Origin of the sequence: Plantibacter sp. lyk4-40-MEA-4 (genome assembly GCF_030209415.1) — a bacterium.
GTDB classification, from domain to species: domain Bacteria; phylum Actinomycetota; class Actinomycetes; order Actinomycetales; family Microbacteriaceae; genus Plantibacter; species Plantibacter flavus_A.
Map to the genome: position 1 here is coordinate 25,758 of NZ_JARVSA010000003.1, position 12,721 is coordinate 38,478.

At 70.1% G+C, this 12,721-nt stretch carries 16 protein-coding genes; 6 read left to right on the top strand and 10 right to left on the bottom strand.

Going from position 1 to position 12,721, the window contains the following annotated elements:
- Nucleotide 1: 1 nt before the first annotated feature.
- From QRN44_RS05315 to QRN44_RS05345, 7 genes are all read right to left on the bottom strand, one after another.
- A complete protein-coding gene (locus QRN44_RS05315; protein ID WP_285038482.1) occupies nt 2-646 on the bottom strand; it encodes a hypothetical protein in 645 nt (214 codons plus the stop codon).
- On the bottom strand, nt 643-1,404 hold the full coding sequence (locus QRN44_RS05320) for a hypothetical protein (RefSeq protein ID WP_285038483.1): 762 nt from the start codon (nt 1,402-1,404) through the stop codon (nt 643-645). Before QRN44_RS05320 ends, QRN44_RS05315 begins: the two co-directional genes overlap by 4 nt.
- Nucleotides 1,401-1,778: a PadR family transcriptional regulator gene (locus QRN44_RS05325; protein WP_079001210.1), complete on the bottom strand. Its 378-nt coding sequence runs from the start codon at nt 1,776-1,778 to the stop codon at nt 1,401-1,403. The genes QRN44_RS05320 and QRN44_RS05325 overlap by 4 nt, the downstream gene beginning before the upstream one ends.
- A gap of 69 nt (nt 1,779-1,847) precedes the next feature.
- Nucleotides 1,848-2,459 (bottom strand): DUF1349 domain-containing protein, encoded by a 612-nt coding sequence (locus QRN44_RS05330; RefSeq protein WP_285038484.1) that lies wholly within the window; start codon nt 2,457-2,459, stop codon nt 1,848-1,850.
- A 94-nt stretch (nt 2,460-2,553) separates the two neighbouring features.
- A complete protein-coding gene (locus QRN44_RS05335) occupies nt 2,554-3,210 on the bottom strand; it encodes an IMPACT family protein (protein WP_285038485.1) in 657 nt (218 codons plus the stop codon).
- A 43-nt stretch (nt 3,211-3,253) separates the two neighbouring features.
- The gene (locus QRN44_RS05340) at nt 3,254-4,132 is read right to left on the bottom strand and encodes a CPBP family intramembrane glutamic endopeptidase (protein WP_285038486.1); all 879 of its coding nucleotides are present in this window, start codon (nt 4,130-4,132) and stop codon (nt 3,254-3,256) included.
- Between the two features lie 90 nt (nt 4,133-4,222).
- Nucleotides 4,223-4,717: an FBP domain-containing protein gene (locus tag QRN44_RS05345; protein ID WP_285038487.1), complete on the bottom strand. Its 495-nt coding sequence runs from the start codon at nt 4,715-4,717 to the stop codon at nt 4,223-4,225.
- 326 nt (nt 4,718-5,043) lie between these two features.
- Between QRN44_RS05345 and QRN44_RS05350 the strand changes: the two genes are divergently transcribed.
- Nucleotides 5,044-6,252 carry a cysteine desulfurase-like protein gene (locus QRN44_RS05350; protein ID WP_121291696.1) on the top strand — a complete coding sequence of 403 codons (1,209 nt, stop codon included), beginning with the start codon at nt 5,044-5,046 and terminating at the stop codon, nt 6,250-6,252.
- An 80-nt stretch (nt 6,253-6,332) separates the two neighbouring features.
- On the opposite strand, the gene QRN44_RS05355 is transcribed toward QRN44_RS05350, so the two are convergent.
- Nucleotides 6,333-6,614, bottom strand: coding sequence for a hypothetical protein (locus QRN44_RS05355; RefSeq protein ID WP_147427128.1), 282 nt, complete (start codon nt 6,612-6,614; stop codon nt 6,333-6,335).
- Between the two features lie 97 nt (nt 6,615-6,711).
- Nucleotides 6,712-7,194 (bottom strand): MarR family winged helix-turn-helix transcriptional regulator, encoded by a 483-nt coding sequence (locus QRN44_RS05360; RefSeq protein WP_121291417.1) that lies wholly within the window; start codon nt 7,192-7,194, stop codon nt 6,712-6,714.
- Nucleotides 7,195-7,299: 105 nt separating this feature from the next.
- Here QRN44_RS05360 and QRN44_RS05365 point away from each other — a divergent pair, with 105 nt between their 5' ends.
- The 3 genes from QRN44_RS05365 (at nt 7,300) to QRN44_RS05375 (ending at nt 9,570) form a co-directional block, all read left to right on the top strand.
- Entirely contained in the window at nt 7,300-7,872 is a 573-nt protein-coding gene (locus QRN44_RS05365; protein WP_121291415.1) for an NADPH-dependent F420 reductase, read from the top strand.
- A gap of 66 nt (nt 7,873-7,938) precedes the next feature.
- Nucleotides 7,939-8,823, top strand: coding sequence for a TolB family protein (locus tag QRN44_RS05370; protein ID WP_121291413.1), 885 nt, complete (start codon nt 7,939-7,941; stop codon nt 8,821-8,823).
- A gap of 48 nt (nt 8,824-8,871) precedes the next feature.
- Nucleotides 8,872-9,570, top strand: coding sequence for an IclR family transcriptional regulator (locus QRN44_RS05375; RefSeq protein ID WP_285038488.1), 699 nt, complete (start codon nt 8,872-8,874; stop codon nt 9,568-9,570).
- Nucleotides 9,571-9,576: 6 nt separating this feature from the next.
- On the opposite strand, the gene QRN44_RS05380 is transcribed toward QRN44_RS05375, so the two are convergent.
- Complete coding sequence (locus tag QRN44_RS05380) at nt 9,577-10,950, bottom strand: MFS transporter (protein ID WP_121291409.1); 1,374 nt, start codon at nt 10,948-10,950, stop codon at nt 9,577-9,579.
- A 157-nt stretch (nt 10,951-11,107) separates the two neighbouring features.
- Here QRN44_RS05380 and QRN44_RS05385 point away from each other — a divergent pair, with 157 nt between their 5' ends.
- On the top strand, nt 11,108-11,890 hold the full coding sequence (locus tag QRN44_RS05385; protein ID WP_121291407.1) for a 2-keto-4-pentenoate hydratase: 783 nt from the start codon (nt 11,108-11,110) through the stop codon (nt 11,888-11,890).
- Entirely contained in the window at nt 11,875-12,687 is an 813-nt protein-coding gene (locus tag QRN44_RS05390; RefSeq protein WP_121291405.1) for an HpcH/HpaI aldolase family protein, read from the top strand. The genes QRN44_RS05385 and QRN44_RS05390 overlap by 16 nt, the downstream gene beginning before the upstream one ends.
- Nucleotides 12,688-12,721: the final 34 nt, after the last annotated feature.

The window sequence follows — 12,721 nt, forward strand, 5'->3', positions numbered from 1 at the left end:
GTCAGTTGGCGTCGTCCATTCCGGTGACGTGGACGGCGTAGCCGTGGCACCCTGCACGAGTCCAGTCGTAGGCGTCGCCGAGCGGGGTGTCGCCGTACTCCGCCAACTCGGCCGCCGGGCCGTCCTCCGAGAGGACCATCGTTCGCCGTTCGGGGTCGAGCAGCGCACGATTGTTCGTCCACGCGTACCAGAACCCCTGATCAGCCATGCACTTCGCGATGATCTGCTGCTGCGCCTCCCAGATCCCGGTATTCGCCTCGCCCCAATCGTTGGTCGGCGGGATCACGATGGACGCCGGGTCGGTCGTGGCGTCGAACCATCCTTCCGGCGTCCGGGAGTAGTCGACGCCGGCCGCCGGCGAGACGGGTTCGCCGGCCTCCGGCGTCGCTGCGGGATCCACGGGTTCGACGGGTGGGAGTTCGTCCAGCGACGCCGCAGCCTGGGCCACCGTCTCGATCGAGCGCGCATCGTCGGCCGCCGCCTGGGCGTTCGACACCCCGATGAACACCCCGCCTGCCGCCACCGCGAGCACCCCGCTCATCGCGATGCCGAGCCCGATCCGTCGTCGGAGCATTCCAGGACTCCGGCGGACGGGTGCCGCCTCCTGCGCCGCCTCCGGCCCGTCGTGGATCTCGCTGCCGCTCATACCGTCTCCCCCTGCACCGACGCCGGTGCGTCCCGTTCCGTCGTTCGGCGACCCCCAGGCCACCACCACACCGCGGCTCCGACGAACCCGAGTGCCGCCCCGACCCCGATCGCCACGCTCATCACCCACCACGGTTCGAATCCGGCGCCGTGCGAGCTCAACCGGGACACGATGAGCACGCCGGTCGCGCTGACGCGGTACATGATGCCGCCCGCGAGCACGCCGACGAGGACCGCTGCGGGCGCCAGCAGCCCCGCGCCGAGCCATCGACTGGGTCGCCGCAGCGACAGCACGAGCCCCACGATGCCCAGGACTGCGGCGATCGCCACACCGAGCGCGCCCGCCGGCACCTCGACGACGTCGCCGATCACGAGTGCACGCAGGATCCGGACGAGGAGGAACAGCGCTGCTCCGGTGACCAGGACGCCGCCGGTCACCACGAGGGCTGCGAGGACGTCGCCGGCCCGCCGCATGCCGAGCGGCATCGGATCGACGCCGTGGCCCGCGCGCAATTGCCCGGAGCGCCACGAGAGGTCGTGCGGGATCCCGCGGATGGCCCGCAGCATGATGTCGCGCCGGAGCCGCTGTGGCGTGACGCCCGTCTCCTGGGCCCAGATGGCGTGCTCGTGCAGGTCGGAGGCGATCTCGTCGCGGCGCTCCCCGGCGACGTCGGGCGAGAGGTCTCGGGTGTACCACCCGCACCAGTTCAGGACGCGGTGGGCGGCCGTGCGGTATTCAGGCGTCCGGATGGCGGTCATGCGATCGCCCCCTGCGTCCACGCCGCACCCGCCGGCCTCGCCGCGGAGGCCTGCTCACCGGCGATCCTCGCGTGCTCACGATCCCGGGCCGTCGCGCCTTCGCCCGTGATCCGATACAGCCGTCGACGGGGGCGGCCCTCCGCCTCGGCGACCTCCGGAGCCTCCCACGTCGCCTCGATCAGGCCGGCGTCCGCCATCCGCGACAGGGCCTTGTAGAGCGTGCCGTGCGCAGTGAGGGCGGCATCCCCGGCTTCGGCGAGCTGCTTGGCAAGGGCGAACCCGTAGAAGCTCCCATCGGTCGCCTGCAACACGGTGCCGACGTCGAGGATGTCGAGCTCGAGTGGGAAGAGCGTGCCGGGTCGTCTGCGTGCCATGGAGCCACTATAGGAAGATAGGTTCCGATACGTCAACTCCGGATTCGCGGTCGCACCGGTCGAGGACGACTAGCTCCCGTCGCGGAGGTCCGACGGGGGTTCCACACCGAAGGCGATCTCGTGGAACCGCGCCTCGCAGGGCGGACCGAGCGGCGCCTGCGAAAGGAAGCCGACGCGCACCGGGGCGTCGCTGTGCAGGCGGAAGACCCGGACGAAGTCCCACGTGACACCGTCGGTCGAGCTGTGGAACGCCCATGCCTCGCCGAGACGACTGACGCGCATCCACACGTGGTCGGCCGCGACGTGCGTCGAGTTCACGTCGTCCGACCAGGTGTTCGTCACGACGCTCACCACCATCGCCTGCCCCTGCGGCGACTGCTCGAAGCAGAGCTTGGCCCAGTGCTCGTCGTCGATCCAGAGTGCGAGGGCACCGGCGTCGAAGGTGCTGCGCTCGCTCACGACCGCGATCCGCGCCGAGAGCGTGAAGTGTTCGGGTGCGTCGAAGGCGAGCGCCGTGGCACGCAACTCACGCGGCCCACCGAGCGAGCTGTTGCTCCAGTCGACGCCGGCGGCGGAGGTGAGGGTGAGCGCTCCGGCATCGGCGTCGAACGATGCGATTCCGCGGGTCGAGGTCCAGGCGAGGTCGGGAAGCCCGTCGATGCGGGTCACGTCGGTGTGCATGGTCCGACCCTATCGGGATCGCCCGTTCCTGCGAGTCGCCCGGATCTGTTCAGAATCCGGCGGATTTCGCGCAGATCCGGGCGACTCAGCGAGGTCAGCCGTCGGGGACGTCGACGACGCGCTCCTCCCCGACGGCCACGGCGAGCGAACCGTTGGAGGCCGAAGCGACGTCCGCTTGGAGCCGCTCGAGCTCCGCCGGCGGCACCCACAGTTCCAACTCCGCCTGCGCCCCGTAGACCGGCTCACCGAGCGTCGCACCGTGGGTAGCGGACCAATCGCGCAGCAGGTTGTCGTACCGCCCGGCGTCGGCGTGGGGGACGACGAGGGTCGCACGGGTCAGGGTCTCACGGCGCACGAGCGAGGCGAGGTCGAGCGTCTCGGAGGCCGCCGAGGAGTACGCGCGGACGAGCCCACCGGCCCCGAGCTTGACGCCGCCGAAGTACCGCGTGACGACGACGACCACGTCGGTCAGCTCGCGCCGCCGGATGACCTCGAGGATCGGCATCCCCGCCGTGCCGGACGGTTCACCGTCGTCGGACGAGCGGGCCTGGTCGCCGAGCAGCCCGGTGACCATCGCGACGCAGTGGTGTCGTGCGTCCCACGCCTGCTTCTTCACCCGCGCGATGACCGCTTCGGCGTCCTCCGGCGACGCGACCGGGTGGGCGAGGCCGAGGAAGCGCGACTTCTTGATCACGAGTTCGTGCTCGACCGGCGCGGCGATCGTCGCCGGGTACTGCCGCGCGGTGGTCATCCGTCCGAGCGTACTCGCGGCCGGTCGACGAGACCCGTTCGGCCTACGGCCGCAGCACGTCGTCGGCCGGGTGGGCCTGCACGTGCCCACGGACGAAGATCAAGCCGATCACGGCCACGAGCATGATGAGCAGGTTGGCCGGACCGGCGATCGCCAGGAACATGCTCTGACCGGCGGCGGCTCCCGCGTGGTCGATCCCACCGGTCGAGAGGAAGAGCGTCGGGTCGTAGAGGCCGTGGACGAGGATCGGCCAGATGAGGTTGCCGGTCACCCGGAGCGTCAGGTACATGCACACGCCGAACCCGAAGGTGTAGACGACGGTCACGAGCACCGTCACGAGCGGTTGGCCCGAGAGCAGGTTGGAGGCGTGCAGCAGCGCGAAGATCAGCGAGGAGACCACCATGACGATCCACTCCGAACTCCCGGCGTCGCGCAGCATCTTCACGACCAGTCCGCGGGTCAGGATCTCCTCGGCGAACCCGATGAACACGCCGGACAGCATCGCGACCACGACCACGGAACCCTCGTAGCTCCCGTAGTCGATGCCGAGCAACCGCAGGACGACCGCGGCGAGGATCACGATCGGAGCGGCCCACATCCACCAGCGTCCGCGGATCGGCTGCTTCGCGAAGAGCTCCCGGAACCAGCCGACCGAGAGGACGAAGCCGGCCAGAAGGACGGAGCCGATGATGAGCGGCAGCATGAGCCCGAAGAACACGCTCTGCGGGGTCGCGAAGAGGTCCTCGCCGATCTGCGATGTGAAGAGCTGCCCGACGACCCAGCCGGCCCCGAGGTACAGGGCGAGGTAGACGATGGCCAACAGGAACGCCCGGCCGATACCACCCTTCGCCCAGAAGTCGTGCCATCCGCTGGTGGTGAGCGTCCGCTGACGTCGGTGCTCGTGACCCCTGTGCTCGCCCATGCATCGATCCAACCACGGAGCACCAGACCGAGTCGCCCGAATCTGCGCGGAGCCGGCCGCAATTCGTGCAGATCCGGGCGACTCAGTGGGTCAACCGACGCCGTTCAGGACCGAGGAGGCGAAGGAGGCGGCACGGACGCCGAGCGTCGCGATGCGCTCCTGGCGGGCCGCCTCGGCGTCGAAACCGACGTAGGCGAGCGGTGGCAGCTTCCGAACGTTGGCCGAGCACTGGAAGTCGGCGCAGACGAGCGTGCCGACGGTGTCACCGTTCTTGCCGGCCTGCCCGGCCCGCTTCGCGCTGTAGAACACGACGTCGTTGCTGAGCGTGATGTCCTGGCACCACGCGCACTGCGGCCGGGTGCGGGGTGTCGCGTCGGCCTGTCGGAGGAGGATGCCGACGGGTTCGCCGTCGACGATCGTGACCACGTACGCGCGTCGCGGCAGCTTCTTGTCGCGCCAGCCGAGGAAGTCACGCACCTCGAAGTCGAGCATGTCGAGGTCGACGGGAAGGCTCACGTCACTGACCTCCTTGCGCGATGCGTTGACGAAGGAGGTACGGATCTGGGATTCGTTCAGGGGGATCATGGGTTCACCGGTTTCGGCTGGGCCGTCGTGGCGACGGCGGGAGGCCCTCCGCGCGTCGATGCGCTGCGGCGGGTACGTCAGGGTGCGCGGCCCCGTCGTCGTCGCTCGGACGAGCGCGATCGACGAAGCCGACGTCCTCACCGGGTGGGCGAGGTGGTCGACCGGGTGCGCTGCTCTCTCGGGCCGGCGTTGCGGACGCCGACGACCTCCAGACGCCCGACACGGGGCGGAGCGATGAGCATGGACACACCGGCACTGTATCAAGCGATGGCGCGCTCGCTCCCCCGATCCGCACGTTCTGGCTCCCGGCGCGGCAGGATGGACGTATGACCCTCGACGTCGCCCTCCTCCGCACCGCGTTCCCGTCCCTCGCCTCGGGCATCGCCCACTTCGACGGCCCCGGCGGCACCCAGACGCCGCTCGCCGTCGGTCAGGCCATCCTCGACACCCTCACCGGGCCACTGTCCAACCGGGGTTCGTCGGTCGCGTCCGAGCGCCGGGCGGACGACGCCGTGACCGCTTTCCGCGCCGCGTGCGCCGACCTGCTCGCCGCAGAGGAGCGGGGCATCGTCTACGGTCGCAGCGCGACCCAGCTCACGTACGACTTCTCCAGGCATCTGTCGCGCGGCTGGATCGCCGGCGACCAGATCGTCCTGTCCCGACTCGACCACGACGCGAACGTGCGCCCGTGGGTGCAGGCGGCGGATCGCACGGGCGCGACCGTGCGCTGGATCGACCTGGACCCGGCGACGGGCGAGCTCGACCTCGCCGACCTCGACGACCTCGTCACCGAACGCACGAGGCTCGTCGCCGTGACCGCTGCGTCGAACCTCCTCGGCACCATCCCGCCGGTGCGGACGATCGCCGATCGGGCGCACGCGGTCGGCGCACTCGTCTGGGTCGACGGCGTCCATTACACGGCTCATCACGTCGTCGACGTCGCGGCCCTCGGCGCGGACTTCTTCGTCTGCTCGCCGTACAAGTTCTTCGGGCCGCACTGCGGTGTCCTCGCCGCGTCGCCGGCGCTGCTCGAGTCGATCCACCCGGACAAGCTGCTGCCGTCGACGAACGTGGTGCCGGAGCGCTTCGAGTTCGGCACGCTGCCCTACGAGCTCATGGCCGGCGTGACGGCGGCCATCGGCGTGCTCGCGTCGATCGACCCCGGTGACGCCACGACGAGGCGTGACCGGCTGGTGGCCTCCGCCGCAGCCGTCCACGAACGGGAACTCGCGCTGCGCACCCGCATCGAGGATGCCCTCGCGGAGCTCGGCCCGCTCGTCGAGCTGCACTCGCGGGCCGCAGAGCGCACGGCGACGCTGTTCATGACGTTCCCGGGCAGGCGTGCAGCCGATGCGGCCGCCTTCCTCGCCGCACGCGACGTCCTCGCACCGGCAGGCTCGTTCTACGCGGTCGAGCCGTTCGCGGCGCTGGGCCTCGACGACGTCGGAGGCCTCCGCGTCGGCGTCGCCCCGTACACCTCGGACGAAGACGTCGACCGCCTGCTCGACGGCATCAGGGCCTTCCTCGCCGACTGAACGGCTCGCCGACTGAACGGCTCGCCGACTGAACGGCCCGCCGATTGAACGGCCGGCGGACCGACCCGGCGTCAGCGCTCTCAGGACCGCTTGCCGCTCTCGCGTCGCAGCACGACGAACCCGGCGACCATGACGACCGCCCCGAGGACGAGGGTGATGATCCGGAAGAATCCGAAGTCGTCGATACCGAAGATCAGGGGCCCGGCGAAGAGGAACGTCGCACCGACGAAGTACCAGACCGAGGTCGTCCCACCGTTGAGTGACGTGGGCGGAGGCGTCGATTCGGGCTCCGCTGCGGCGGGACCGTCCTGGGGCACCTCGTCCCCGTATGGTGCAGGTTCGGGCTGCGTCGATCCGGTCATCATCCGCTCCGATCCGCGTCGTGCTCGGTGGTGTCCGCGACGTCGAGCCCCACGCTACGCAGCCCTCGGGCGCCGCGAATCCCCCAGGTGACGGAGATCAGGCCTCGCTGGCGAACATCCGTCCGTCTGGGTCGAGCTTCGTCAGGAGGGCGGCGGAGATCTCGCCGAGCTGCTCGATCTGGGCCGGCGTCAGCGCGTCGAGGACCAGGGATCGCACGTGCTCGACGTGGCCCGGTGCGGCCTGGACGACCTTGTCCCACCCCGCATCGGTGAGCGTCACGTTCGTCGCCCGTCGATCCTCCGGGCACGGCGTGCGCGCCACGAAGCCGGCCTCCTCCAAGCGGGTCAGCACCCGCGACAAGCGGGGCAGCGTCGCGTTCGTCCGAGCGGCGAGCGCCGAGGTGCGGAGCGTGCGGCCCGGGGTCTCGGACAGCATCGCGAGCGTGAAGTAGTCGAAGTGCGTCAGGTGTTGGTCCCGCGTGAGCTGGAGGTCGAGGGCGGCCGGCAGGAGTTCGAGCACCGCGGCGAAGCGCACCCAGGAGCGTTGCTCGTCGTCGCTCAGCCATCGCGTCTCGGTCATGACTCCAGCGTAGCAATAGTTGCGCCTACAACTAACCGGTGCTACGTTAGTTGTACCAACAACCAATTGACCCGTGACCAGGCGGCCACGAGAAGGAGCATCGTCATGACGAACGTCACCATCTTCGGAACCGGCAACATGGGCACCGCCATCGCCGGTGTCCTCGCAGCGGGCGGCGCCTCCGTCGACCACCTCGGGTCGGCCGAGACCGGCACGATCACCGGCGACGTCGTCGTCCTCGCCGTCCCCCACCCGGCCCTCGCGTCGATCGTCGAGCAGTACGCCGACCAGCTCGCGGGCAAGGTCGTCGTCGACATCACCAACCCCCTGGACTTCTCGACCTTCGACGCCCTCACCGTCCCCGCGGGCAGCTCGGCTGCAGCGGAACTGCAGGCGAAGCTCCCGAGCTCCCACGTCCTCAAGGCCTTCAACACGAACTTCGCCGCGACCCTCGCATCGAAGCAGGTCGGCGACGTGGCCACCACGGTCCTCATCGCCGGGGACGACGCCGACGCCAAGGCCGCCCTCCAGCAGCTCGTGACCGCCGGTGGTCTCGAGGCCGTCGACGCCGGGTCGCTGAAGCGCGCCCACGAACTCGAGGCGATCGGCTTCCTGCAGCTCACGCTGGCGGCCTCGGAGAAGATCTCCTGGACCGCGGGGTTCGCGCTCGTCAAGTAGTCGTCGGATCCTGATCCGGGAGGAACGATCCTCCCGGATCACGACGGACTAGAGGACGATGGGCGCATGACCTTCCGCGCCCTCGCCCCCGGCCAGCGTTCCAGCATCCTGCTCGGCGGGCCGCACGATGATGCGCCCGTGCTCCTCTTCGAGACCGACGAGCTCCTCGTCGAAGCACCGAACTGGTCGCTCGACGGCCGGACGCTGCTCCTCAACGGCAACGGGCGGCTCTGGGCGCTCCCGGTCGACGATCCGGCCGCCGGGCTCGCGCCGATCGAGTTCCTCGGCCTCCCCGAACTCAACAACGACCACGTCCTCGACCCCGACGGCGAGCACATCCTCCTCTCAGCGATGGACGGTCACATCTACCGCGGCGCCATCACCGGCGGGCCGGTCACGAAGCTCACCGCCGACGACGACCGGTGGCACTTCCTCCACGGCGTCTCCCCGGACGGCACGCGGATCGCGTACGTCGAGCTCGAAGGCTTCGAGCACCCCGGTCGGCTCGCGATCGCTCCGGCGGTCGAGGGCGGCGGCCCCGTCACCGTCCTCGACACGGGCGACGGCCACCTCGACGGCCCGGAGTGGTCGCCCGACGGCCGGTGGCTGCTCTGCAACACGGAACACTTCGGCACCGGCCCCGGCCATGCGCAACTCGCACGGATCCCCGACGCCGGCGGCGAGCTCGAGCAGCTCGTCGTGAGCGACACCGTCGACTGGTTCCCGCACCTCTCCCCCGACGCCCGACTGGCCTCGTACATCGCCTTCCCCGCCGGCACGATCGGGCACCCGGCCGACCTCGACGTCGAGGTCCGGCTCGTCTCGACCGACGACTGGGCGACCCCGCTCCGTCGCTACCCGCTATTCGGCGGGCAGGGCACCCTCAACGTGAACAGCTGGTCCCCCGACAGCTCTCGGTTCGCCTTCGTCGCCTACCCGATCGACGACTGAGGCACCGGAACTCCGGGCGCGCGAGCCGTCAGTCGGTACTGTCGGAGCGTGACCGATGCCAGCAGCGCCCACTCCCAGACGCTCTCGCGCGGCATCCGGATCCTCGAGGTCCTGGCCGACACGCGCACCCCGCTCACGATCGACACCCTGAGCGCGACGCTCGGCCTGCACCGCAGTGTCACCTACCGGCTGCTGCGCACGCTCGAAGACCACCGCCTGGTCGTCCGCGACGGCGCGGGACGGATCGCACTCGGATCGCGCCTGGCAGCCCTCGCCGCCGGCGTCTCCCACGACCTGCAGGCCGCCGCCCTACCCGAGCTGACGGCCATCGCGAACGAGCTCGGCATGACCTGCTTCCTCACCGTGCTGGACGGCGATGAGATCGTCACGCTCGTCAGCGTCGAGCCACGGCACACGATGGGGTCGATCGCGCAGCGGCCAGGCACCCGGCACCCGGTCGGCGTCGGCGCGCCCGGCAAGGCGATCGCGTCCCGCCTCTCCGAGGCGCAGTGGCCGGACACCCTCGACGACGACCACCGCGGCGAGCTGGCAGCGGTCCGCGAACACGGCTGGGCGTCGAGCCACGACGAGGTCATCTCCGGTCTCCGCGCCGTCGCGGTTCCACTCGCTGTGCACGGCTCGCCGGCAGGCGCCCTCGCGGTCGTCTACGTCTCCAGCAGCCGCCCCGAAACCGAGATCGCGGCCCGCCTCATCGAGGGGGCCGCGACCATCGCGTCGTCGGTCTGACCGCGCCTACCTCCGCGCGCCGTAGACCTGACCACGGCTTTGTTCGCCCTCCGCTTCGCCACCGAGCGGGATGCCCGTGCGGTCGCGCAGGAGGAGGGTCGCCGCGAAGGCGATGACGATCATGCCGGCGATGTAGAACGCGACACTCGTCGACGACCCCGTGACCTGCACCAGCCAGGTCGCGATCGTCGGGGCGAACGCTCCGCCGAGGATGGCGCCGATCGCGTAGGTGACCGAGACGCCCGTGTAGCGGATCGACGCGGGGAACAGCTCGGCGAAGTACGCCGCCTGCGGCCCGTAGGTGAAGCCGTTGCCGATCGTGAACAGCGCGAGCCCGAGGAACAACAGCCACGGGTCACCGGTGTTGACGAGCGGGAAGAGCAGGAAGACGGTTGCCAGGAACGCGACCCAGCCGATGATGTAGGTGTTGCGTCGGCCGATCCGGTCGGAGAGCGAACCCGCGAACCACGTGACGATCAGCCAGACGATGGCCGACCCGGTCACCGCGAGCAGCACCGGCGTCCGCTCCATGCCCACCAGGCCACCGTCGGCGAGCGGCGTCGTCGCGTAGTTCTGGATGTAGCCGCCCGTCGTCATGTAGCCGGCGGCGTTGTTGCCGGCGAAGGTGAGCGCCGCGAGCAGCACGAGCAGCCAGTGGTGCCGGAAGAGCTCGACGATCGGGACCCGGCGACGCTCCTTGTTGCGGGCGAGGGCGACGAAGACGGGGCTCTCGTCGACCTTCCGTCGCACGACGTAACCGACGATGATCAGGACGAAGCTCAGCAGGAACGGGATCCGCCAGCCCCATTCGAGGAACGCCGCGCCGGGCGAGATCACGCCCGTCATGAGGGCGAGCATGCCGGAGGCGAGGAGGAGTCCGATCGGGACGCCGATCTGCGGGAACGCCCCGAACCGACCGCGGCGGCCGGTGGGCGCGTGCTCGACGGCCATGAGGACGGCGCCGCCCCACTCCCCGCCGGTCGACAGCCCCTGCAGGATTCGGAGGAACACGAGCAGGGCGGGGGCGATGATCCCGATCTGGTCGTAGGTCGGCAGCAGACCGATGAGCGTCGTGGCAGCTCCCATGAGGAAGAGCGTGATGACGAGCATCTTCTTCCGGCCGATGCGATCGCCGAAGTGCCCGGCGACGAACGCGCCGAGCGGCCGGAACAGGAAGCTCACACCGACGGTCGCGAACGACAGCAACAGCGCGGCCTGCGGTCCTGCCGGTTGGAAGAAGAGCTGCGAGAAGACGAGTCCGGCGGCGCTCGCGTAGAGGAAGAAGTCGTACCACTCGACCGTGGTGCCGATGACGGTGGCGAAGGCCACGCGCCGGAGTTCCGCGGGCGTCGTCGCTCGCGCCAGTGATGCGGTTGTCATTGTCTCGAGACCCCTTTGTCCGTCGCGGCCCGCCATTGGACCGCCAGAATGTACACCACATCGTATACAATCATGCTCACCGCGCAAGAGGCAGTCGACGACGACGAACCGTATCGTGATCGCAGGCCGCAGTCGACGCAGATGAGGACGGGACGCGATGCAGGATCACGAACGACAGGCGATCGCCGACGAACTGGCGGTGGCGCACGAGGAGCGGAGCGTCATCCCCCTCCTCACCACCCGGCACCCGGACATGACCGTCGAGGACTCCTACGCCGTGCAGGCGCTGTGGGCCGAACGCCGCATCGCCGCCGGTCGGCGCGTCGTCGGCCACAAGATCGGCCTCACCTCGAAGGCGATGCAGCAGGCCACCGGGATCACCGAACCCGACTACGGCGTCATCCTCGACGACCAGGTCTTCGACTCGGGCGCGACGCTCGACTTCGACGCCTACTCCAACGTCCGCGTGGAGGTCGAGCTGGCGTTCGTCCTCGGACGCCCGCTGCAGGGCCCGCACTGCACGATCTTCGAGGTGCTCGACGCGACCGACCACATCGTCCCCGCGCTCGAGGTCCTCAACTCCCACATCGAACTCGACGGTCGCACGATCGTCGACACCATCGCCGACAACGCGGCCCTCGGCGCCATGGTGCTCGGCGGAACGCCCGTCCGCCCCGACGCGATCGACCCGCGATGGGCCTCGGCCCTGCTCTACCGCAACGAGACCATCGAGGAGTCAGGGGTCGCCGGCGCCGTCCTCGGGCACCCGGCACTCGGCGTCGCGTGGCTCGCGGGCAAGCTCGCCCAGCACGGCGGGAGTCTCGCCGCCGGGGAGATCATCCTGTCGGGGTCGTTCACGAGACCGATGTGGGTCGAACGGGGCGACACCGTCCACGCCGAATACCAGGGACTGGGAGCCGTGACATGCCGATTCGAATGACCCTGCCGCCGACCTTCGGCGAGCGCCTGCGCACCGCGGATCGCCCCCTCGCCGGGATGTGGGTGGTGTCGGGGAGCCCGATCGCGGCGGAGATCGCTGCGGGCAGCGGCCTCGACCTGCTCCTCATCGACGGCGAGCACTCGGCGAACACCCTGGAGAGCATCCAACTGCAGCTGCAGGTGGTCGCCGCCTTCCCGGTGTGTCCACTGGTGCGGGTGCCGTTCGGCGACGCGGTCGTCATCAAGCAGGTGCTCGACCTCGGGGCGCAGAACCTCATCGTGCCCATGGTGTCGTCGGCCGAGCAGGCGGCGGCGCTCGTGCAGGCCGTGAGGTACCCGCCTCAGGGCGTCCGTGGGGTCGGCAGCGCGCTCGCGAGGTCCTCCCGCTGGAACCGGATCGACGACTACCTCGCGCAGGCGAACGATTCGGTGTCGCTCACGGTGCAGATCGAGTCGGCGGAGGCGGTCGAGCAGGTCGAGGACATCCTCGCGGTCGACGGCGTGGACGCGGTGTTCGTCGGTCCGGCCGACCTCTCGGCGTCGCTCGGACTGCTCGGTCAGCAGGGGCACCCCACCGTGGTCAGCGCCGTCGAGCGGGTGCTCGATGCCGCCGCCGCCGCGGGGAAGCCGGCCGGCGTGAACGCCTTCGACCCCGTCGTGGCTGAGCACTACCTCGACCGCGGGGCGTCCTTCGTCCTCGTCGGTGCGGACGTGTCGCTCCTCGCCCGCGCATCCGAGCAGTTGGCGGAGCGCTTCATCGACGGTCGGAGCGACGCGAGCCGCGGCGACGGGTACTGACCCTTTCCCACTGCGTCCAGATCGTATACGATTC